This window comes from Enterococcus sp. AZ141 (assembly GCF_051714385.1).
Classification (GTDB): Bacteria; Bacillota; Bacilli; order Lactobacillales; family Enterococcaceae; genus Enterococcus_D; species Enterococcus_D entomosocium.
The window spans coordinates 1,535,835-1,558,664 of sequence record NZ_JBIORT010000001.1; the positions used below are offsets into that span (position 1 = coordinate 1,535,835).

19 protein-coding genes are annotated in these 22,830 nt (G+C 42.8%); 16 read left to right on the top strand and 3 right to left on the bottom strand.

Features of this window, described 5'->3' with window-relative positions:
* Positions 1–23: 23 nt before the first annotated feature.
* The 5 genes from rlmN to IGI89_RS07270 all read left to right on the top strand — a co-directional run bounded on the left by rlmN (position 24) and on the right by IGI89_RS07270 (position 5,673).
* Complete coding sequence (gene rlmN, locus IGI89_RS07250) at positions 24–1,091, top strand: 23S rRNA (adenine(2503)-C(2))-methyltransferase RlmN (protein ID WP_438735479.1); 1,068 nt, start codon at positions 24–26, stop codon at positions 1,089–1,091.
* 196 nt (positions 1,092–1,287) lie between these two features.
* Positions 1,288–1,971: a DUF969 domain-containing protein gene (locus tag IGI89_RS07255; protein ID WP_005233676.1), complete on the top strand. Its 684-nt coding sequence runs from the start codon at positions 1,288–1,290 to the stop codon at positions 1,969–1,971.
* Positions 1,972–2,892 (top strand): DUF979 domain-containing protein, encoded by a 921-nt coding sequence (locus IGI89_RS07260; protein WP_005233677.1) that lies wholly within the window; start codon positions 1,972–1,974, stop codon positions 2,890–2,892.
* Between the two features lie 30 nt (positions 2,893–2,922).
* Complete coding sequence (gene pcp / locus IGI89_RS07265; RefSeq protein WP_008379428.1) at positions 2,923–3,570, top strand: pyroglutamyl-peptidase I; 648 nt, start codon at positions 2,923–2,925, stop codon at positions 3,568–3,570.
* Between the two features lie 441 nt (positions 3,571–4,011).
* The gene (locus tag IGI89_RS07270) at positions 4,012–5,673 is read left to right on the top strand and encodes a peptide ABC transporter substrate-binding protein (protein ID WP_438735480.1); all 1,662 of its coding nucleotides are present in this window, start codon (positions 4,012–4,014) and stop codon (positions 5,671–5,673) included.
* Positions 5,674–5,773: 100 nt separating this feature from the next.
* Here the strand turns inward: IGI89_RS07270 and IGI89_RS07275 are convergent, their stop codons facing one another.
* Positions 5,774–6,109: a DUF3899 domain-containing protein gene (locus tag IGI89_RS07275; RefSeq protein WP_005227990.1), complete on the bottom strand. Its 336-nt coding sequence runs from the start codon at positions 6,107–6,109 to the stop codon at positions 5,774–5,776.
* Positions 6,110–6,193: 84 nt separating this feature from the next.
* Here IGI89_RS07275 and opp3b point away from each other — a divergent pair, with 84 nt between their 5' ends.
* Genes opp3b through IGI89_RS07300 form a run of 5 tightly spaced genes read left to right on the top strand, consistent with a single transcriptional unit; the run spans position 6,194 to position 11,212 of the window.
* Positions 6,194–7,135, top strand: a complete 942-nt coding sequence (opp3b, locus tag IGI89_RS07280) for an oligopeptide ABC transporter permease (RefSeq protein WP_005233681.1) — start codon at positions 6,194–6,196, stop codon at positions 7,133–7,135.
* Positions 7,135–8,178 (top strand): ABC transporter permease, encoded by a 1,044-nt coding sequence (locus IGI89_RS07285; RefSeq protein ID WP_005233683.1) that lies wholly within the window; start codon positions 7,135–7,137, stop codon positions 8,176–8,178. Before opp3b ends, IGI89_RS07285 begins: the two co-directional genes overlap by 1 nt.
* Positions 8,178–9,230, top strand: a complete 1,053-nt coding sequence (locus IGI89_RS07290) for an ABC transporter ATP-binding protein (protein WP_216593164.1) — start codon at positions 8,178–8,180, stop codon at positions 9,228–9,230. Before IGI89_RS07285 ends, IGI89_RS07290 begins: the two co-directional genes overlap by 1 nt.
* A 14-nt stretch (positions 9,231–9,244) precedes the next feature.
* Positions 9,245–10,183: an ABC transporter ATP-binding protein gene (locus IGI89_RS07295; protein WP_005233685.1), complete on the top strand. Its 939-nt coding sequence runs from the start codon at positions 9,245–9,247 to the stop codon at positions 10,181–10,183.
* A gap of 30 nt (positions 10,184–10,213) precedes the next feature.
* Positions 10,214–11,212: an RNA-guided endonuclease TnpB family protein gene (locus tag IGI89_RS07300; protein ID WP_008379437.1), complete on the top strand. Its 999-nt coding sequence runs from the start codon at positions 10,214–10,216 to the stop codon at positions 11,210–11,212.
* 145 nt (positions 11,213–11,357) lie between these two features.
* On the opposite strand, the gene IGI89_RS07305 is transcribed toward IGI89_RS07300, so the two are convergent.
* Positions 11,358–12,188 carry an NUDIX domain-containing protein gene (locus IGI89_RS07305; protein ID WP_005233702.1) on the bottom strand — a complete coding sequence of 277 codons (831 nt, stop codon included), beginning with the start codon at positions 12,186–12,188 and terminating at the stop codon, positions 11,358–11,360.
* Between the two features lie 50 nt (positions 12,189–12,238).
* A complete protein-coding gene (locus IGI89_RS07310; RefSeq protein ID WP_034872151.1) occupies positions 12,239–12,514 on the bottom strand; it encodes a hypothetical protein in 276 nt (91 codons plus the stop codon).
* Positions 12,515–12,870: 356 nt separating this feature from the next.
* Between IGI89_RS07310 and metG the strand changes: the two genes are divergently transcribed.
* The 6 genes from metG to IGI89_RS07340 all read left to right on the top strand — a co-directional run bounded on the left by metG (position 12,871) and on the right by IGI89_RS07340 (position 22,828).
* Positions 12,871–14,877: a methionine--tRNA ligase gene (gene metG / locus IGI89_RS07315; RefSeq protein WP_005233704.1), complete on the top strand. Its 2,007-nt coding sequence runs from the start codon at positions 12,871–12,873 to the stop codon at positions 14,875–14,877.
* Positions 14,878–15,139: 262 nt separating this feature from the next.
* On the top strand, positions 15,140–17,818 hold the full coding sequence (locus IGI89_RS07320) for a cation-translocating P-type ATPase (RefSeq protein ID WP_438735481.1): 2,679 nt from the start codon (positions 15,140–15,142) through the stop codon (positions 17,816–17,818).
* Between the two features lie 171 nt (positions 17,819–17,989).
* Complete coding sequence (locus tag IGI89_RS07325) at positions 17,990–18,418, top strand: hypothetical protein (protein WP_005228008.1); 429 nt, start codon at positions 17,990–17,992, stop codon at positions 18,416–18,418.
* 483 nt (positions 18,419–18,901) lie between these two features.
* Entirely contained in the window at positions 18,902–20,404 is a 1,503-nt protein-coding gene (gene abc-f, locus IGI89_RS07330; RefSeq protein ID WP_086316601.1) for a ribosomal protection-like ABC-F family protein, read from the top strand.
* A gap of 469 nt (positions 20,405–20,873) precedes the next feature.
* The gene (locus IGI89_RS07335) at positions 20,874–21,947 is read left to right on the top strand and encodes an ABC transporter ATP-binding protein (protein ID WP_005233711.1); all 1,074 of its coding nucleotides are present in this window, start codon (positions 20,874–20,876) and stop codon (positions 21,945–21,947) included.
* Complete coding sequence (locus IGI89_RS07340; RefSeq protein ID WP_008379450.1) at positions 21,947–22,828, top strand: carbohydrate ABC transporter permease; 882 nt, start codon at positions 21,947–21,949, stop codon at positions 22,826–22,828. The genes IGI89_RS07335 and IGI89_RS07340 overlap by 1 nt, the downstream gene beginning before the upstream one ends.
* Positions 22,829–22,830 lie beyond the last annotated feature (2 nt).

The window sequence follows — 22,830 nt, forward strand, 5'->3', positions numbered from 1 at the left end:
CTAGTTTGAAAAGAGGGAAAAAAGTGAACCCATCGATTTATGGACTTACCAAATCAGATCTATCTTTGTGGATAACTGAACAAAACGAAAAGAAATTTCGAGCCAACCAAGTGTGGGAGTGGCTCTATGAAAAACGAGTAACCAGCTTTGAAGAAATGACCAATTTACCGAAACCTTTGATTGAGAAACTGACGGCAGCCTTTGTGATCAATCCCCTGAAGCAGATGGTGGTACAAGAAGCCAGTGATGGGACCGTCAAGTATTTATTTCAATTGCCCGACAATCACATGATTGAAACGGTCTTGATGCGTCAAGAGTATGGCATGTCGGTTTGTGTGACGACCCAAGTCGGTTGCAACATCGGTTGTACCTTTTGTGCCAGTGGGTTATTAAAGAAACAGCGGGATTTAACAGCAGGCGAGATCGTGGCTCAAATCATGTTAGTACAACACTATTTTGATGAACGCAACGAGGGAGAACGGGTCTCTCACGTAGTCGTCATGGGGATCGGCGAACCCTTTGATAACTATGACAATGTGATGCATTTCTTGCAGATCATTAACGACCCAAAAGGTTTAGCGATCGGTGCGCGGCATATTACCGTGTCAACCAGCGGCTTGGCGCATAAAATCAAAGAGTTTGCGGAGAACGGCTTGCAAGTGAACCTAGCGATTTCGCTGCATGCCCCAAATAATGAAGTCAGAACCTCCATGATGCGGATCAATCGGAGCTTCCCGATTGAAAAACTGATGGGAGCGGTCGATTATTATTTAGAAAAAACCAATCGTCGCATCACGTTTGAGTATATCATGCTGGATCATGTCAACGACCGACCGGAACATGCCCGTCAGTTGGCAGCATTATTGAAGGATAAAAAGAAATTGTCTTACGTCAACTTGATTCCTTATAACCCAGTGAGTGAGCATGACCAATATGCTCGAAGTAAAAAAGCCGATGTGTTAGCTTTTTATGACATTTTAAAGAAAAACGGCATCAACTGTGTGATTCGTAAAGAACATGGGACAGATATCGACGCAGCATGCGGACAGCTGCGAAGCAAACAAATGAAAAAAGAAGCTTCTGCTTCTTAAACAAAAAAAACCAAAAGAAGGACTGCACAAGCGCAGTTCTTCTTTTGGTTTTTTATTATCTAAGCAATTAAAAAACGCCTTAAAGAAAGCGTATTCCTGTAAAGAAAATTCAAAAAACATTGTTTTACAAGAAAAAAATAGATTATACTAAAAGCTGGTATTCATTAAAAATAACTTACTGTGAAAGGATGATTTGATGGAATGGATTAAATTAATTGGTATTCTAGTTATTTTAGTCGGCTTTTTGCTGAAGCTAGATACTATTGCTGTCGTAATCGTTGCTGGTTTTGTCACCGCGCTTGTATCGGGAATTTCTGTTGTTGATTTTTTAACAATGTTAGGAGAAGCGTTTGTCAATAATCGACTCGTGACACTGTTCTTGTTGACATTACCAATGGTCGGCTTGTCGGAACGTTTTGGCTTGAAACAGCAGGCCGTCATATTGATTGAAAAAATCAAAGGCTTGACACCAGGGAAGTTTTTGAGTTTGTACTTATTTATTCGGGAACTTGCTGGCTTTTTCTCTATTCGGATCCAAGGACATACGCAATTTATCCGCCCAATCGTTAACCCGATGGCGCAAGCTGCTGGGGAAAATAAATTTGGGGAACTGGATGAAAAAGATCAGGAAAAAATCAAAGCTCGGGCTGCCGCTAATGAAAATTTCGGGAATTTCTTTGCCCAAAATACCTTCGTGGCTGCTTCTGGTGTGCTGTTGATCGTAGGAACGTTGCAATCACTTGGATATGATGTGGCAGCTAGTTCGATCGCTCAAGCATCATTGCCGATCGCATTGATCGTCTTAGTTATTGCCACGTTATCGAACTTGCTCTTTGATCGCAAATTAGCAAAAAAATATGGCAAGAAGGAGGAGAAATAGATGGAAGGAATCGTTAACGGATTACTAGAATTCTTTTATATCTTGATTGGGCTGCTGTCGATCATGACGGCTGTCCGGGTTTTTCGTGAAGCAGACCATCCTACACGATTAGGCACCTCTGCCTTTTGGTTACTGCTAGGGGTCGTCTTTGCTTTCGGAAATTTTTTGCCGTATCTTGTGGACGGAATTTTGATCGTTTTGATGGGCTGTTTGACCTTCTTCAAACAAGTACAGATCGGTAAAATCGTCGACGTTGATGATGAAAAAGCCGAAGCGTCAGCAAAACGGATCGGTAGTACGATCTTCGTACCATGTATCAGCTTGGCATTGATCGCTGTGGTGATTTCTTATACACCATTAGGGGGCCAAGTGGGGATCGGGATCGCGTCGATCTTAGCACTCTTGTTGGCAGTCGTGCTAACTTCCGCTAAACCAAAAACAGTGTTAGACGATTCCGACCGGATGCTTCGCCAAGTCGGAACTGCCGGTATCTTGCCGCAGTTATTAGCAGCACTAGGTGTCATTTTTAACGCTGCTGGTGTTGGTGATGTGATTTCTCAAGGAATCTCTGGCGTCGTGCCAGAAGGCAATCGTTTTATCGGTGTCGTGGCTTACTGTTTAGGAATGATGATCTTTACTATGATCATGGGAAATGGCTTTGCAGCATTTACCGTTATAACTGCCGGTATTGGCGTACCTTTCGTAATGGCGCAAGGCGGCGATCCAGTTGTTGCTGGCGCTTTAGCAATGACCGCTGGTTTTTGCGGCACGTTGCTGACCCCGATGGCAGCCAATTTCAATGCACTGCCAGTGGCTTTGTTAGAGATGAAAGACCCTAATGGTGTCATTAAAGCACAAGCCCCAATTGCTTTATTATTGTTAGTGATCCACATCGCTTTAATGTACTTTTGGGCATTTTAGTGGTAAAACAGAGATGGAAGGATGATGGAAATGAAACTATTAATTACCGGATTTGATCCATTTGGCGGAGAAGCAATCAATCCTGCCTTAGAAGCAGTGAAATTACTGCCAGATACAATTCATGGTGCACAGATCGTGAAAGCAGAGATCCCCACTGTATTTGGGAAATCAGCGGCGATCGTCGAAGAGAAAATTGAAGAGGTCCACCCAGATGTCGTCTTAAACATCGGTCAAGCGGGCGGCCGGTTTGCCATCTCACCAGAACGAGTGGCAATCAATGTGGATGATGCTCGGATTCCTGATAATGAAGGCAATCAACCCGTCGATGAAGCGATCCAAACAGAAGGAAAGCCTGCCTACTTCACACAACTGCCAATCAAAGCAATGGTAGAAAATATGAAAAAAGCAGGAATACCTGCAGCCGTTTCTAATACTGCTGGAACCTTCGTCTGCAACCACATCATGTATCAAGTACAATACATGATCGATACAAAATACCCTGAAATGAAAGGCGGTTTTATTCACGTGCCATTTATTCCTCAGCAAGTCGTCGATAAAGCAGGACAGCCTGCAATGAGCATCGAAGACATCGCCAAAGGATTAACTGCAGCAGTGGAAGCTATCGTTGATTATGCCGACAAAGAAGATTTAAAAGCGATTGGCGGCGCGATCCATTAATCATTGAAGGACATCCTTTCGAGGACAAAACAAAAGTTCTTAAAATGAAAAGACCTGATCAGTAAGCATGCGATCAGGTCTTTTTTGTCTGAATTTGATAAGAAATCATCCTTGTTTTCTGCATGTTTGCTTTTCTATCAGACATTTCTCATTTTGATGACTGAAATGAAAAAAGCAGACAGAAAATGAATGTAAGTTACATTTAACCATGTTTTTTTATTATTTTTTTCGCTTTATTTCTTATAAATAAAGAAAGGAAAAATAGCATTTAACGAATGTTTGATGAGAGTAAGGTAAGTAAATACCAAGAAAACTTTCTTCCAAAGGTGTTTTTTATCGAAAAAGGGATTGCTTTTTTAATAATTATTAATTAAAATCTTATCTAACTTCAGAAATCGAATGATTATTCTGAAAATTAATTCAATTAAGGGGTAGGACAGGATGAAAAATAAATGGGCCTATGGTTTAGTAGCTGTGTGTGGCGTGGTGTTAGCCGGCTGTACAACAGGCGGAACAAATAGTTCAAGCAATGACACAGCAACTAGCGGCGATAGCAACGCAGAACAAGTATTTAACGTAGTGGTTTCACAAGAAATGCCAAGTGCGGATCTTTCATTAGCAACCGATACGATCAGCTTCAGTGCATTGAACAATGTATATGAAGGACTGTATCGTTTGGATGCTGACAGCACACCACAACCTGCTGGTGCAGCTGAAGCAGCTGAAGTCAGCGAGGATGGACTAACTTACAAGATCAAATTGCGTGAAGATGCGAAATGGTCAAATGGTGACCCTGTTACAGCAGCGGATTATGTTTATGGCTGGCAACGGACGGTCAAACCTGAAACTGCATCAGAATATGCGTATCTATTTTCACCAGTCAAAAATGCGGATGCCATCACAGCAGGCGATACGGATCCATCAGAGCTAGGCATCAAAGCAGTGGGGGATTATGAATTAGAAATCACCCTAGAAAAAGCAACACCTTACTTTGATTACTTATTAGCATTCCCATCATTCTTCCCGCAAAATCAAAAAGTAGTGGAAGAAAATGGCGATCAATATGCATCAACAAGCGACAATGCCGTTTATAATGGACCATTTGTCCTGACTGGTTTTGATGGGCCAGGAACGGATACAGAATGGGCTTATGAAAAGAACGATCAGTATTGGGACAAAGACACTGTTAAATTACAAACAATCAACGTAAGCGTCGTGAAAGAATCCTCAACTGCCTTGAATCTTTTCCAAGATGGTCAAGCAGATGATGTCATCCTAACAGGTGAACTGGCGCAACAGATGGCTAACGACGAAGCATTCGTTTCTCAACCAGAAGCAACGACTTCTTACTTAGAATTGAATCAACGTGATGAAGATTCACCTTTCCGTAACAAAAACTTGCGTAAAGCAATCTCTTATGCGATCGACCGTGATGCCTTAGTAACATCCATCTTAGGTGATGGTTCAATTGCTTCAAGTGGTTTGGTTCCGGAAGGCATGACTTTCAGTCCTGGCGATCATACAGACTTCACAGAAGCAGCTGGCAGCGTCATTAGCTACGATCAAGAGAAAGCAAAAGAATATTGGGAAAAAGCCAAAGAAGAATTAGGAATCGATTCATTAGAATTTGATATCTTAGCTTCTGATACAGACTCAACCAAGAAAATCATTGAGTACTTGCAAGACACGATCGAAAAAACATTGGACGGTGTGAAAGTCACGTTAAGTCCAGTTCCATTCTCTGTTCGTTTGGATCGTTCAAATGCGGGTGATTTTGATACAGTAATGGGCGGTTGGGGTGCTGACTATGCCGATGCAAGTAGCTTTACTGACTTGTTTACGACAGGTAACTCATACAACCGTGGTCAATGGAGCAGTGAAGAATACGATGCAGCTGTAAAAGCAGCAGGTACGACCAATGCCAATGACCCTGACAAACGTTGGGAAGATTTAGTCAATGCAGAAAAAATCATTATGAATGAACAAGGTGTCATTCCAGTTTATCAAAAAGCGGAAGCACATTTACGTGCAACAAAAGTCAAAGGTGTTGTTGCTCACGCAGCGGGCGCACAATACGACTACAAGTGGACATCAATCGAATAATCACGAGTAGTTGACTTGAAATGCCGAAGAAAAGGCTGGGACAATTTCTTGTCTCAGCCTTTTGCTTCTCATTTCAATGAGTAAAAATATAAGAGTGAAATTAACTAGTAGCAATCATTAAAAAGAGCAATGAAAGGAATAACAAGAAGACACCAGGCCATAACCAAAAGGCGTAACTCTGTTTGCCGACTTGGGATAATTTCAGATAATCTGTTTTATTTTTGGAAAAAGCTTTCTTCATGGAATATTGAAAATGGTCAAAGAAACCAGAAGCAAATACCCATAAAAAACCGCCAATGATCAAAAAGAACAGCGCCCACAAGAAAAGGGCATCTGAAAGAGCTGCTATGGAAAATTCATTTTTTATGGCTAACCATCCGCCAGAAATTGCGAGGCATAGGAGGGGTATGAGCCCACTACTTTTTTTTATTTTCATGATCTGACTCCTTTTTAATGATTCGTACTATGTTAATTTACATAATTATTGAATAGAAGTCAAAATACTTAAGGGGGAAACTGCGTGAACAGCTTTTTGAAATATTTATTGAAACGAGTGTTCTACATGGTCTTAACATTATGGCTGATTGCCACGATCACCTTTTTCTTGATGCAATTTTTGCCAGGAACACCATATACGAATGCTGAAAAATTAAGTCCAGAACAAATTGCCTTGCTAAATGAGCAAGCAGGATTGGACAAACCGATCATTACCCAATATTGGCTTTATTTGACCAATCTACTAAAAGGTGACTTTGGGATCTCTTTCCAATTTAAAAACCAGCCAGTAGCGAATTTATTATCAGGAAGAATCGGACCTTCACTGCAACTAGGACTACAAGCGATCATCTTTGGTACCTTCTTTGGGATCATTTTAGGAACGATCTCTGCAATGAAACAAAATACTTGGGTCGACACAACGTCTACCTTAGTGGCGATCTTAGGGCGTTCGATCCCTAACTTTGTCTTTGCCGTTTTGCTGCAATATATTTTTGCCATCAAACTAGGGATCTTGCCGATTGCCAAGTGGGAGACCTTTGCCAGCACGATCTTACCGACCGTCGCCTTAGCGATGTCGCCGTTAGCGGATTCCGCTAGGTTTATTCGAACCGAGATGGTGGAAGTGCTGCATAGTGATTATGTCGAGTTGGCACGAGCAAAAGGTTTGAGCCGCTGGGAAATCGCCTTCAAGCATGGTTTGCGGAATAGTTTGATTCCGTTATTGACGTTGTTAGGACCGCTAGCTGTCGGTTTGATGACTGGTTCCCTTGTCGTAGAAAATATTTTTGCGATCCCGGGTATCGGTGAACAGTTCGTAAAATCAATCATGACCAATGACTATCCAACGATCATGGCGGTAACGATCCTTTATTCCGCAATGTTGGTCTTTGTGATTCTTGTTGTTGATATTTTATATGGAATCGTTGATCCGCGGATCCGAGTTTCAGAAGGGAGTCGTGGCTAATGGCAGAGAAACCTTACACAGCAAATGATGTTGCTGCCATCGATGCAGCCAAATTTCAACCGTTACAAAAAAATACCAATGAAGAGCGTGAAGCGATCGCAACCCCCTCATTAACCTTTTTCCAAGATTCATGGCGTCGTTTGAAAAAGAACAAAGCCGCTGTTTTCTCAATCGTTTTGTTGCTGATCATTATTACGATCTCAATCATTACCATTTTTGTCTCGCCACATGATCCGACCGCGCAAAATGTGACCTTTACAAATCTGCCGCCGAAAATTCCCGGTATCAACATCAATGGCTTAAACGGCTATGCGATGGTGGGAGGCGAGCTAGTGGATAAGTATGCAGCTGCCAATGTACCTGACGGGACATATTTCCTTTTAGGAACGGATGGATTAGGTCGTGACTTATTGAGTCGTCTATTTGTAGGGACACGTATCTCCTTATTGATTGCGTTTATCGCAGCGATGCTAGATATCATCTTTGGTGTAACCTATGGTTTGATCTCTGGTCTTTTAGGTGGACGAATCGATAATGTGATGCAACGTTTCCTAGAAATCTTATCAGGTATTCCCAACTTAGTGGTAATGATCTTAATGCTGGTAGTTTTCGAACCTGGGATCTTCTCGATCGTGGCAGCAATGGCGATCACTAACTGGATTCCAATGGCGCGGATCGTACGGGCCCAAACAATGAAACTAAAAGATCAGGAATTCGTTTTAGCCGCAACAACGCTGGGGGAAAGCCGTCTCAAGATTGCGATGAAACACGTATTACCAAATATTTCCAGCGTGATCATCGTACAAATGATGTTCAGTATTCCCTCGGCGATTTTCTTCGAGGCCTTCCTAAGCTTTATTGGGCTAGGATTAAAACCACCTTCAGCATCTTTAGGGATGCTACTAAGCGATGGCTACAAAACCTTCTTGTTCCTGCCTTACCAAATGTGGGTACCGGCTGTGACCTTGTCTGTGATTATGATTGGGTTCAATTTGCTGGCAGACGGTTTGCGTGATGCCTTTGATCCGAAAATGAAAGAGTGATTGCTATGAAAAAAGTCTTAGAAGTGAAAAACTTAGAAATTTCTTTTGACACCTTTGCTGGGAAAGTCCAAGCGATCCGCGATGTCAGTTTCGATCTATACAAAGGAGAAACCTTGGCGATCGTGGGCGAATCCGGGAGCGGCAAGTCCGTGACAACCCGCAGTATCATGGGGTTGTTAGCCAGCAATGCCAATGTCGATAATGGCCAGATCCTCTTCAATGGGACGGACATTTTGAAAAAATCCGAAAAAGAACTGCAAAAAATCCGTGGCAAGGAAATCGCCATGATTTTCCAAGATCCAATGACTTCACTAGACCCAACGATGCCGATTGGCAAGCAAGTGGCAGAGTCATTGATGAAGCACAACAAAATCAGTAAAAAAGAGGGCTTGCGACAAGCGTTGGAATTACTGAACCTTGTCGGCATCCCGAATGCTGAGAAACGCTTGAAAAATTATCCGCATCAATTTTCGGGTGGTCAGCGGCAGCGGATCGTTATTGCGATCGCGCTGATCTGTTACCCACAGATCTTAATTGCAGATGAACCGACGACTGCATTGGATGTAACGATCCAAGCACAGATCTTAGAGTTATTAAAAGATATTCAGAAGAAAATCAATTCGTCCATCGTCTTTATCACCCATGACTTGGGTGTCGTTGCCAATGTGGCTGACCGAGTAGCCGTGATGTATGGTGGGAAAATCGTCGAAGTGGGCACCGCAGAAGAAATCTTCTACAACCCGCAACATCCATACACCTGGGGCTTGTTGGGTTCGATGCCAACGTTAGAAGGGACAGGCGATCGTTTGTACGCGATTCCTGGTTCACCGCCGGATCTGTTGGACCCGCCAACCGGGGACGCTTTTTATCCACGAAACGAATTTGCTTTGCAGATCGATGCAGAACAGCAACCGCCGTTCTTTGATGTTTCACCGACCCACAAAGCAGCAACTTGGCTGTTAGCGCCGCAAGCACCGAAGGTAACTCCGCCGGATGAGATCTTGATTCGCTGGAAAAAATTCCAAGAAAAAAATACTCAGGCATCTGTCTAAAGGAGGAGAAACGGTTGGAAAAAGTTTTACTTGAAGTAAAGAATCTCAAACAATATTTTAACGTTGGCCGCAAAGACGAAGTCAAAGCCGTCGATGATATCTCCTTCCAAATCTATGAAGGAGAAACCTTTGGTCTAGTAGGTGAATCCGGAAGCGGAAAATCGACCACTGGACGGACGGTGATTCGTTTGAATAATCCTACCGGAGGCGAAGTTCTTTTTGATGGACAAGATGTTATGAAAATCAAAGGCAAGAAACCGCTGGCTGATTTTCGTCGGGAAGTTCAAATGGTCTTCCAAGATCCTTATGCCTCCTTGAATCCACGGATGAAAGTTCGCGACATTATTGCCGAAGGGATCGATATCAACGGATTAGCTAAAAATGAAAAAGAACGCAATGATCGGGTGGATGAACTCTTGCGAACCGTCGGACTAAACCCAAGTCATGGAACCCGTTATCCTCATGAATTTTCAGGGGGACAACGTCAGCGGATCGGAATCGCCCGAGCATTAGCCGTCGATCCAAAATTCATCATTTGTGATGAACCGATCTCGGCATTGGATGTTTCGATCCAAGCCCAAGTTGTCAACTTGCTGCAAGATCTGCAAGAAGAACATAAATTGACGTACTTGTTTATCGCCCATGATTTATCGATGGTCAAACACATCAGCGATCGGATCGGCGTGATGCACAACGGCAAACTGCTAGAAGTAGGAACCAGTGATGAAATCTATCATTACGGGGTCCATCCGTATACTGAAAGTCTTTTATCAGCGATTCCGCTGCCAGATCCTGACCATGAGCGTCAACGCAAACGGATCAAATACGTCAGCGAACCAAACGATAACCAAGAACGAGCAATGGAAGAGATCGCACCAGGACATTTCGTTTATGCCACGAAACAAGAAGCCAAGATCTACCAAGAAAAGTTAGCACAAAAAAAGGGGAACTAGCGTCAAAGGTATAGGGAGTGTTAGGAGGAGATGAAACTGGGTGTTTTAAAAGCATACAAATTTCGGATCTATCCTAATGGACAGCAAAAACAGTTTTTCATCGAAACCTTCGGCTGTGTTCGGTTTACGTACAATCAACTGCTGGAGGCGAAGATGGAGGAGCTGGCCAACAATGAAGCAAAGCAAGGGTTGACGCCAGCCAAACTAAAAAAGGAGTATCCTTTTTTGAAGGAGACCGATAGTTTGGCATTGGCGAATGCACAAAGGAATCTGGACCGAGCGTTTCGAAATTACTTTCAAAAGCGGGCTGGCTTTCCAAAAATGAAAACCAAAAAAAGTATTTGGCAATCGTATACTACGAATAATCAGCAGCACACCATTTACTTTGAAGAGGATCAAATCAAGCTGCCAAAGCTCAAAACACTGGTTCCAGTAAAAAAGCATCGGGAGATCAAAGGGAAAATCAAATCGGCAACGATCTCAGCGAAAAACAATGAAGAGTTTTATATCTCGATTCTTTGTTTGGAAGAGATCACACCACTCCCGAAACAGCAAGCGTCTATCGCGGTTGTTTATGATCCGCAGCAGCTGATCAAAGCCAACCAATCGGTACCGGTCACTTGTGAGCATGCGATCCAAACAAAACAGAAGCTGACACGAGCAGAACGCAAACTTCAGGTGAAAGCTACGGCGGTCAAACGGAAAAAAATCCTTTTGACTCAGGCACGAAATTATCAGAAGCTAAAAGGAAAAGTCGCTCGCCTCTATCGTTTTCACTGCTGTCAAAAGCGGGAATTCATCGATCAAGTCAGTTATCATCTCGTAAAACAGTACGATACAATCTATTTGGAACAAATTGCTGAAGAAACGGTTCTAAAAGCCGGTCATTACAGCATCAGCGATTGGCATCAGTTTGTTCGCAAAATCCAGTACAAAGCGCAGTGGTACGGCAAAGAACTGCGTTTTGTCACGTTGGACACGCAGGACCAACAGAAGCTAGAGCGGCTCTCAGGCGAAATGAGCAGCTGATCTGCTTGAACTGGAAGGAACGCCAGGGATCGCCTAGGGTATAGAAAAAATCTTTATGATTTTTGTTTCTAGGAACCACGTTCACTAATTATGATTAACCAGCAACCCCCTGCCAAACTACGGTTTAGCAGGGGGTTGTATTTTTTTACATTTTATCACCTAAAAATGCGTCATTTAAGCGATAGATCTTTGAGGGACGCCCGATGCCAACGGGCTTTTCGCCGACCTCCGTAAAATATTGAAGCATGGATTTTTTAAAGTTGGAATGATCGATCATTTTGAAATCGATCCCCAAAAACTTGGCGAATACTTTGCGGGCTTCCGTGATCGTAAAATCTTTGCCTAATACAAGAAGCACTTGCGGCTCGTGTTCCATCTTGTTGGCAACCCGTTTGAAGGCTTTGAGAATGATCGCGCTGTGGTCAAAAGCCAGCGTATCTTTTCCAACAGAGGCACCAGTCACCAGGTCAAGAATGATCTCGATCTCACCGCTGGTCAAATAGATTTGATTGGCTTTTCTTTCCAGAGAAAACCAGCGTACCTGATTCGCATCGTCCCCAGCACTTAAGGGCTCTTCACCAATAAATGCCAAATAGCTGACGGTGATTACCCACCCACGTGGATCACGACCAGGGGTGCTGAAGGTGTGCAGCTGTTCGATGTTTTGTTTGGAGATAGTGACCCCGATCTCTTCTTGGGTCTCACGGATCACACTTTGGCCTGTCGATTCATTCGGATTGACGAAGCCCCCCGGCAATGCCCAAGAATTGCGGAAGGGATGGCCTTTTCTTTGGATCAGCGCAATTTTGAGTTGTTCTTCTTCTTTGTTGTAACACATCAACACCATATCGACGGTTACGGAGGGTTTCTCGTATTTCGGCTGATCTTGTGCCTGATACCACGTAAGAAAGTCTGCTTCAGAAGCTTCTTTCTCATAGTAGTGTTTTTCAGCTGATTTTGAGGTAAATTCTTTCATTGGTTTCTCCTGCCTTAGATAAAGTAAGTAACTGAGCGCGATGGTTTTCCTTAACGGAAAAAATAAGGAACGATCAAATTAATGAAAAACAGTGCGAGATAAAGCCAAGAAGACCGAGGGTGTTCTTTGAGTGCTAAATAGCCCCAAAGAGCGATCCATAGCAGAAAAGCTACTCGTAGGATTGCCAGCGCTGTCGCAAAAAGCGCCGCGTAATCATGGCTGTTGAAGTAAGCAAACAAAAAGGGGTAACCTGTGGTTGAAAAGAGCAAGTGCCCCACAGAAAGCGCGGTTAAAAGCAAAAAATGCTGTTTGTTTTTTCGAGTCATAGCGTTCCTTTCTATAAGAGAAGTCTTCCTCATTATAGCAAAAGAAGTACCTGTTAATCAAAGAGAGATAAAACACCTTTATTTCTTATGAGATTCGTTGTCAGGATCAGATTCTTCCCCTAGAACATTGAAGTGAACGGCTATCTGCGCTATGATAACTAGTAGAAAAGAAATACTCAAATCTGCTGGTTTATTTGCTGCGTTTTAAGGACGAAAACGATTCCTTTGCTTCTTTTAGAGCATGAAGAAAGGTCTTATTATGTCCGCTTTTTTGATTAAATTTATAGCATTTTTGGGTTGCGAACTGTATACTACCTAAGTATACACTTTACTAGTGAAAAGGAGGACTTGCGTCCATGGCTGAAAAAGAAACATTCTATATTACGACGCCAATTTATTATCCAAGCGGCAAGCTGCATATCGGGAATTCTTACACGACGATCGCTTGTGATGCGGTAGCACGATACAAACGATTGATGGGCTTTGATGTCTTTTATTTAACGGGTGTCGATGAGCACGGTCAAAAAATCGAGAAAAAAGCAGAAGAACTTGGCGTAGATCCGCAAGAATACGTCGACAAAATGGCAGCTGACGTCAAGAAATTATGGAACACACTAGACATCAGTTATGACAAATTTATCCGTACAACGGATGACTACCATAAAACAGCCGTTCAAAAAATCTTCCAGCAATTGCTTGATCAAGGAGATATCTATCTTGGTGAATATGAAGGCTGGTATTCTGTTTCTGATGAAGAATACTTTACTGAAACGCAATTAGCAGAAGTTTACCGAGATGAAGAGGGCAAAGTCATCGGCGGCAAAGCGCCAAGCGGTCATGAGGTAGAATTGGTGAAGGAATCTTCTTATTTCTTCCGCATGAGCAAATACGCCGATCGTTTGGTTCAATACTATGATGAACATCCAGAGTTCATTCAACCAGAATCACGCAAAAATGAAATGCTGAATAACTTCATCAAACCAGGTTTAGAAGACCTGGCTGTTTCCAGAACGACCTTTAAATGGGGCATTCCTGTCACGGCTAGTCCTGAACACGTGGTGTATGTTTGGATCGATGCGTTATCTAACTATATTACGGCATTAGGCTATGGCTCAGAGGACGATTCCTTGTTCCAAAAATACTGGCCAGCTGACGTGCATATGGTTGGGAAAGAAATCGTGCGTTTCCATACGATCTATTGGCCAATCATGCTGATGGCCTTAGACTTGCCCTTACCGAAAAAAATCTTTGGTCATGGCTGGTTGATGATGAAAGACGGCAAGATGTCGAAATCAAAAGGCAATGTCGTTTATCCAGAAATGTTAGTGGAGCGCTACAGCTTAGATGCGTTGCGTTACTATCTATTACGGGCGGTTCCTTTTGGTAGCGATGGTGTGTTTACACCAGAAGATTTCGTTTCTCGTTTGAACTACGATCTAGCCAACGACTTAGGCAACCTGCTGAATCGGACGATCGCCATGATCAATAAATATTGTGATGGCTTAGTGCCCGATTATGCCTCAAAAGTAACGCCTTTTGATAGCGAGCTGTCAACGACTGCGGCCAATGTGGTTGGTCGTTACCATGAAGCCATGGATAAAATGGAATTCAGTACGGCATTGTCAGAAGTTTGGACATTGATTTCCCGTGCCAACAAATACATTGACGAAACCCAACCATGGGTGTTAGCCAAAGAAGAAGAAAAGCGCGCGGAATTAAACAGTGTGATGGTTCATTTGGCGGAAAGCTTACGCATCGTTGCGATCTTATTGCAACCGGTGATGACAGAAACACCAGCCAACATTTTCCAACAATTAGGACTGGCTTCTGTTGCCATGGATCTGAAAGATTTACGCTTTGGTGAATTTCCAAGTGGCACGAAAGTCGTTGCCAAAGGCACACCGATTTTCCCTCGGTTGGAACTTGAAACAGAAGTAGCCTACATCCAAAAGAAAATGGCTGAAGGGACACAAAGTCCAGAAGAAACAGTCAAATGGAATCCAGAAGAAACCACATTGCAATCAGACAAAGCCGAGATCAAATACGAAGACTTCGACAAGATCGAATTAAAAGTGGCAGAAGTTGTTGATTGTCAAAAAGTCAAAGGGGCCGACAAGCTGCTACAATTCCGCTTAGCTGCGGGAGATGATCAAGATCGTCAAATTTTATCGGGGATTGCTGAATTTTATCCAGAACCACAAGATTTGATCGGCAAAAAAGTCGTGATCGTTGCCAACTTGAAACCACGGAAAATGCGGGGGCAAGTCAGCCAAGGAATGATCCTTTCTGCAGAAGACAATGATGGTCGTCTGCAAATCGTGGAAGCGCCAAAAGGCATGCCAAACGGCTCGGTCATCGCTTGATTTTTAAGAGAAATTCTTTGTTGAATTTCAGCGAAAATAAAATTGCCAGACCCGAAAAGTTTTTGTATAATGTAGGTTATTGATATGAACATGAGGGAGTAATTGGCGGATTTTATCTGCGGCAGTATCACCATCCTGAAAGAAATTTCTGGTGCTGTCTTAAACAGTGAGACTTATGTATGCTTAGACAGTGCATACATAAGTCTATTTTTTTTCATATCATGTACAATAAAGGAAGAGTAAGTATAAAAGGAGGAGAAACATGTCAGAAGAAAACAAAAAGGAGCAGCTATCGCAGGCGTTTTATGCGCAAGAAGCGCAGCATGTTCTGGAAGAAATGCAAACAGATGCCAATGGATTAACGAACGATGAAGCGCAAAAACGCTTATCTGAGTATGGTCCCAACGAATTAGAAGAAAGCAAAAAGAAATCGATGGCACAAAAATTCTTTGAGCAATTTAAAGATTTGATGATCATCGTTTTGCTAGCGGCGGCAATTATCTCAGCAGTCGTTTCCCATGAAGTCGTGGACTCAATTATTATTTTAGCAGTTGTCATTATCAACGCGATCATGGGTGTTGTTCAAGAGGCAAAGGCAGAGCAGGCCATCGAAGCACTAAGAGAAATGTCCACACCAAATGCCAATGTCCTGCGTAATGGTCATACCGTCACCATCAAGAGCGATGAATTGGTTCCGGGGGATATTGTCCTATTAGAAGCTGGCGATGTCGTACCGGCAGATTTACGCCTCTTAGAAGCAAGTTCGTTAAAAATTGAAGAAGCCGCTTTGACCGGTGAATCCGTACCAGTCGAAAAAGAATTGACTGTCATCGAAGGGACGGATGTCGGGATCGGCGATCGCGTCAATATGGCCTATTCAAACAGTAATGTGACCTATGGCCGCGGAAAAGGGGTCGTGGTCAATACAGGGATGGGAACGGAAGTTGGGAAAATCGCTGGCATGCTAGCTAGCGCCCAAGAAACCGAAACACCATTGAAACGTAACTTAAATGAACTAGGAAAATTCCTGACGATCGCCATCATTATCATTGCAGTGATCATGTTCTTTGTTGGAACGATCTTTAACAATACGTCATGGGTCGACATGCTATTGACTTCGATCTCATTAGCAGTAGCGGCGATCCCAGAAGGGCTGCCAGCGATCGTAACGATCATCTTAGCCTTAGGTACGCAAGTAATGGCGAAACGAAATGCAGTGATCCGTAAATTACCAGCGGTTGAAACCCTTGGGGCAACGGATATTATCGCTTCTGATAAAACTGGTACTTTGACGTTGAATCAAATGACCGTGGAAAAATTGTATGTCAATAACAAACAACATGCTGCTTCAGAAGATATTCCGTTAGACAACATGGCATTAAAAGTCATGAACTTTGCCAATGATACAAAATTTGGTGAAGAAGGCAACTTGATCGGTGATCCGACCGAGACCGCATTGGTGCAATTCGGGATGGATCAAGGATTCCATGTGCGGGATCTCGTCAATCAAGAACCACGGATAGCGGATCTGCCCTTTGATTCTGACCGAAAACTTATGAGTACGATCCACCAACAAGAAGACGGCCGCTATTTAGTTGCTGTCAAAGGTGCACCGGATGTCTTACTAGGCAGAACCTCAAAAGTACTATTGGATGGCCAAGAGCTACCAATGACGAATGAAGAAAAAGAAAAAATCTTATTCAACAATACCGATATGGCAAAACAAGCGCTGCGGGTATTGGGAATGGCCTACAAATACGTAGATCAAGTGCCAGAAAACTTAGAATCAGAAATCGTCGAAAATGATTTGGTCTTTGCTGGCTTAGTCGGAATGATTGACCCAGAACGGGCAGAAGCAGCCGATGCGGTACGTTTAGCCAAAGAAGCTGGGATTCGTCCCATCATGATCACCGGAGACCACCGGGATACAGCTGAAGCCATTGCGGGACGTTTAGGGATCATCAAACCGGGCGATGATGATGCTGTCTTGACCGGCGCTGAACTCAATAAAATGAGCGAAGAAGAGTTTGCCCAAAAGGTAGCCCACTATTCAGTCTACGCGCGGGTATCGCCGGAACATAAAGTCCGCATCGTCAAAGCTTGGCAGCAAGAAGGCAAAGTCGTTGCCATGACCGGTGACGGGGTCAACGATGCACCATCACTGAAGCAAGCCGATATTGGTGTTGGCATGGGGATCACAGGTACCGAAGTTTCTAAAGGTGCTTCCGATATGGTCCTAGCAGATGACAACTTTGCTACGATCGTCGTAGCAGTGGAAGAAGGACGTAAAGTTTTCTCCAATATTCAAAAAGCGATTCAATACTTGCTAGCCGCTAACCTAGGGGAAGTTTTGACCTTGTTCTTAGCAACCTTGTGGGGTTGGGACTCGCTATTGCCGATCCACTTGCTTTGGATCAACCTAGTAACGGATACCTTCCCAGCAATTGCCTTAGGAATGGAGCCTGCTGAAAAAGATTTAATGAAACATGCACCGCGGGGACGCAGTTCCAACTTCTTCTCAGGTGGTGTGATGAGTAGTATCATCTACCAAGGGATCTTAGAAGCGGCAACCGTGCTGTTCGTTTATTGGTCAGCGATCCAATGGCCCGTCCACAATACGTATGATGCGATCCATGCCGATGCCTTAACGATGGCCTTTGCCACGTTAGGATTGATGCAATTGTTCCATGCCTTCAACGTCAAATCGATCCATCAGTCGCTCTTTAAAGTAGGAGCATTTAGAAACAAAGCCTTCAACTGGGCGATCCTGTTGTCCTTTGCGTTGATGCTAGTGATCTTCATTGTGCCAGGATTAAACGATATCTTCCGTGTCGCACACCTTGACTTGTATCAATGGGGCATCGTTTTAGGCGCCTCCTTTGCGATCATTCCAGTCGTTGAGATCGTCAAAGCGATCCAACGAGCAATGGGACGCAAATAAGCCAAAAATAAACAGAAAAACAACGAATGGTCTGCTGTCCTTCTCCATGGGCAGCAGGCCCTTTTTTGCTGGCTTATTTTCGATAAACCCTATGGCTGTTTCTTGACCTTTTCATTTGCAGCAAGAAACGGTAAAATAGAAGATAATAACAAAGAAAGTAGGGGACCCACTGTGCGACCAAACTTAGGTTTTTATGTACAAACAATCAACGATCTTGTCAAAGAAACAGAAGCAATCGGGGAGAAAATGAATCCCAATTATGAAGAGATCCGCAAAGCGATCGACGAGAAGAAAGAAGCAGAGGTAACACCTGAGCGGCTAGCTGAGATTACCAGAATTTTTAAAGAAGGCACGGACAAATACCGCTTGATGCTGGAAAAAATCAGCAAATTGCGTCCACCAGCGAATGTGATGGGGATCCATAAAAAATTCGAGCGAGCGTATATGAAATATGTTGCCGGCTGTGATGAGATGATTTTGAGTCTGGATAACAAAATCGACCAAGAAGCCTTTGATGCAGCTGAAGCTAAGCAAGATGAAGCAACGGACGAAATTTCTTTTGCTATCCAACGGATGACCGCTTTATTGTTAAAAAAATGATAAACATTCAAGTTAAACAAGAGTTATTTAATTTAACTGTTATGTTTTTCACATGTAAAGTTTTTTTATCGGAGGTATAATGAATTCACAACCAACAACCTTTTTATTTTTCATTTTACTCCTTTTGCCATCAGGACTAACCAACCTGATGGTTTTTTTGTTTTTTAATGAAGTGTTTCCATCAAAAGCGGGGATAGTTTGTGAACAAAATATAAAGTTGAAATAGCAAGGAATAGCAAGCTTGCGCTTTTTTGTCGATCAATGCTATACTTAGGGCACTATTAAACGAAATGAGGGATCCTCCATTGAAAAATTAACCAATTTGTTGAAAGCTGCATGAAACTGTTCCTCCAAGGGGATAGTCTGCAGATTTTCAGGATTGGTTGACTTTTTCAATGGGGGATCTTTTTGTGTACCTCTAAAAACTGATTCTGAAAATAGCTTTAGTCTACTCTATTCCGTGAATAGAGACGAGGTATATTTATGTCGAATATCAGTATTAATCATTTAACTTTTGGCTTTGATAGCCAGGAACGGTTGCTTTTTGAGGATGCCAACTTGAACCTTGATACTCAATGGAAATTAGGGTTGATTGGCAGAAATGGTCGCGGCAAAACGACCTTGCTGCGTTTGCTGCTCAATGAATTGCCGTATAGCGGCTCGATTACCCATGAGCAGCAATTCGTTTATTTTCCCTTAACCGTCGCTGACGATCAGCAACTGACGCTTTTTGTTTTACAAGAATCAGGTGAATTTGAGCAGTGGCGTTTGGAACGAGAATTGAACCTGCTGCAACTTGATCCAGAAGTTCTTTGGCGGCCCTTTGCCACTTTATCTGGCGGCGAGCAAACGAAAGTTCTATTGGCGCGTTTGTTCGTTGATGAAGAGAATTTTGCTTTGATCGATGAGCCAACCAACCATTTGGATGTGACCGCTCGCCAACATGTTGCCCGCTATTTGCAGCAAAAAACCGGGTTTATCGTTGTGAGCCATGATCGACAGTTTGTCGATGAAGTCGTCGATCATGTATTGGCGATCGAAAAAAGCCGCTTGGTGTTGTACAAAGGGAATTATTCAGTTTATGAACTGCAAAAGCAGCAAAAAGATGCCTATGAGCAAGAACAAAACAGCAAGTTGAAAAAAGAAATCGGTCGTTTGAAGCAGACGGCAGCCGAGAAAGCGGAGTGGTCCCGAGGACGCGAACGGGACAAATTAGGGTCGCCGACCAAAAAAGGCAGTGGGGCAATCTATGATACGGGGGCGATCGGTGCCCGAGCGGCACGGACCATGAAGCGCTCGAAAGCGATCGTTAAACGGATGGAAGATCAAATTCAAGACAAGTCTGCGTTGTTAAAAGACATTGAGTGGATCGATCCTCTGAAAATGACCCCGCTTGTTAGCCATCATGACGTGTTGCTGGAAGCAGAGCATTTTCAGCTCGGCTATGAGAAGCCTTTGTTTAAACCGCTGACGTTTGCGATCCGTCAAAAAGAGCGCTTGGGGATTCAAGGGGCCAACGGATCTGGCAAGTCCAGTTTGATTGCGAGTATTTTAGGTACTTTCGAAGGACAGCAGACAGGGACGATCAAAACAGCCCATGGGATCACCATCAGTTATGTTCGACAAAACTACGAGGACAATTGTGGGATGCTGACAGAGTTTGCCCAAGAACATGGCTTGAATTATCAAGATCTGCTAAATAATTTGAAAAAACTTGGCTTGGAAAGAGCTGTTTTTCAAACGCCGATCCAGCAAATGAGCATGGGGCAGCGTAAACGCGTGGAACTAGCCAAATCATTAGCAACACCAGCAGAATTGTTTATCTGGGATGAACCTCTGAATTATTTGGATGTCTTCAATCAGAAGCAATTAGAGGAAGTAATCCATTTGGTGGAGCCTTCTATGCTGATCATTGAACACGACCGTTATTTTCTTGAGCAAGTCTCAACGAAATTGCTGACGTTGACGATCGATGAAGTCGAATAACTGAAGGGGAAAAAGGACGATTGTTTTCTTTGGGAAAACCGTCCTTTTTTGTTATTTTAATCGGAGAGATACTGACGATTTTAGTAAGTATTTAATAAGGGTGCTTTTGATAAAAAAGCTGTGTAAAAATAGTGTTATTATACACAGGTATGTATATTTGATAAAATTCATTCATTTTTTCATGAAAATTTTCGAAAAATGACGAAATGTTCGGGATTAGCGGGTAGAATTCCCTTTGAATCACTCATCGTTTTCTCATTGTTTGGTAAATTAATTAAAAATTCTTTCATAATTCCCATTGGTTTTTACAAAACATTTACAATAATAGTATCGAATAAAAACATTCGTTTGTTATGATTAAAATCGAATTTCTTTGAGCGTTTGACCGAAACATCAAGAGTTCGTTTTTTTTGTGACTTGAAATGCCAGTCAACTATTCGGAGGAAAAAGAGAAAATGGAGGGGCAGTTTTGATAGAAGTAGTCGGGTTGAAGAAGGTTTTTGATAATAAGTTCGAAGCCTTGAAAGCAGTAGATTTTACAATAGAAAAAGGCGATTTGGTTTGTTTGTTGGGACCTAGTGGTTGCGGGAAATCGACGATATTGAATTTGATCGCGGGGTTGTTAAGTCCCACCGATGGTGATATCCGCTTTAATGGTACTTCCGTTGTTAAGACGGAGCCGAAAGACCGCAATATCGGGTTTGTTTTTCAGAACTATGCCCTTTATCCCCATATGACTGTGTTAGAAAATGTCATGTTTCCCTTGACAGTCGGAGAGAAAAAGATCAAGAAAAATGAAGCACAAAAAATTGCTGAAAAGTTCATGAAGCTGACCAATATTGAAGAATTAAGTCAGAAAAAACCAGGAACCCTTTCCGGTGGACAACAGCAACGGGTCGCCATTACTCGTGCTTTGGTGCAAAGTCCAGAAGTGTTACTGCTGGATGAACCATTGAGTAACTTAGATGCCCGTTTGCGCTTGAAGATCCGTGAAGAAATTCGTCGGTTAGTCAAAGAAGTAGGAATCACTACGATCTTCGTGACTCATGACCAAGAAGAAGCTCTTTCTATCAGTGATAAGATTATTTTGATGAATGAAGGGATCATTCAACAAAATGATGATCCGCAAAACCTTTACTTAGAACCAAACAATCTTTTCGTAGCGAAATTCATTGGTAATCCAATCATCAACATCTTGCCAGTAGAAGTCAAAGAGGGACAAATGATCCATCCAGCATTCACGATCCCAGTTGACCGCTTTACCGACATTCGCTTCAAGAAACCATTGACAGACGGCCAATATACGTTAGGTATTCGTCCAGAAGATGTGCTGACCACCTTACAAACGGGGTTGTTCCAAACAGAAATCAAGAGTGTGGAGCTGATCGGACGAGAACGAATCTTGAACTTTGATCTGGCTGCAAAACATATGAAATCGATCGTTAGTATTGAAGAGATCATTGAAGAAGGCGCGCAAGTGTCATTTGATTTTCATTACAAAAAAGCCTTTATCTTTGATGAAAAAGGAGAGCGGGTCTACTAATGTTCAAAAAAAATTATAACCCTGAGAATCAACCAAAGGCGTGGCTGTTTTTACTGCCTTCATTGGTCATTATTTTCTTATTCAGTGTGTATCCGCTGTTTCGTTCTTTCATCATGAGTTTCCAAAAAGGAACCTTGATTAACCAACAGTATGCTGGGCTTGAGAACTATCAAAGGGTTTTAACGGACCCCGTATTCTTTCGAGCACTGCAAAACACAGCACTGTTTGCTTTTGCGGTCGTGCCGATCTCACTGATTCTCTCATTAGCGATTGCTTGGATCATTTTTGAAAAAGTCAAATACAAAAGTTTTTTTGAAACGATCTTCTTTATGCCCTATGTCACAAGTACGATTGCGATCGGGATCGTGTTTCGTTACTTTTTCAATGGCTCTTACGGGATCATTAATTATCTGCTAGGTCTTGTCGGCATTGCGCCAGTCAACTGGCTAGATAACGTCAACATGAGTATGACGACCTTGATCATCTTCGGCGTTTGGACGAGCCTCGCCTTCAACATTATTATCTTGTTGGCAGGAATGCGCAACATCGACAAAGAACATTATAAAATCGCAAAAATGTTTGGCGCTACCGATGGCGAAATTTTTCGGAAAATCACCTTTCCGCAGTTGATCCCGACCTTTGCTTTCTTGTTGACGGTCAATCTGATCAGTGCCTTTAAAGTTTATACCCAAGTATATGCTTTGTTTGGCGGCCAGCCAGGGATCGCTCGTAGTGCCACGACAGCAGTCTTTTATATCTACGACAAATTCCATATCGCCGGACGTCCGGGGATTGCAATGGCGGCAACCGTGATCTTGTTTATCATTATTTTGCTCGTCACCTTTATCCAAAATAAACTTTTGAAGAAAGTGGGCGAATAAAC